1 protein-coding gene is annotated in these 292 nt (G+C 43.5%); it reads right to left on the bottom strand.

Annotated elements, in window-relative coordinates; all coding sequences use genetic code 11:
- Nucleotides 1-285: type IV secretion system protein (locus QP437_RS09930; RefSeq protein WP_285267723.1), on the bottom strand; the 285-nt coding region annotated here is incomplete at its 3' end.
- Between the last annotated feature and the right edge of the window lie 7 nt (nucleotides 286-292).

Here is a 292-nt window from a genome sequence, read left to right as displayed (position 1 = left end):
TTCAGCAATTGTGCCCTCATCTTTAATAAATTCTGAATCATCCAAATCATGTAATGTTTTTCCCAAGAATTTTGCGTTTTGCCAGAGACTATCTAACATCCGCCAAATGTTATCACCTCCAGAAAAGCCCTCTTTCAGTCCGTTAATGGCATCAATCACGCCATCAAGATAACCGTCCAAATTAGCCACAAAGGACAGGATGATCGCCATCCTCATAATGTCCCACATTGTGTCTTCCACTGGCGTGGAGAGCTTGCCAGCTAAGGTCTGGTATCCTCGCCATATGATGTAG

The sequence above is a fragment of the Haemophilus sp. UMB1048 genome (genome assembly GCF_030218125.1).
Classification (GTDB): domain Bacteria; phylum Pseudomonadota; class Gammaproteobacteria; order Enterobacterales; family Pasteurellaceae; genus Haemophilus_D.
The sequence above is the reverse complement of the archived record's forward strand: the minus strand, read 5'-3'. Positions and strand labels throughout refer to the sequence as shown.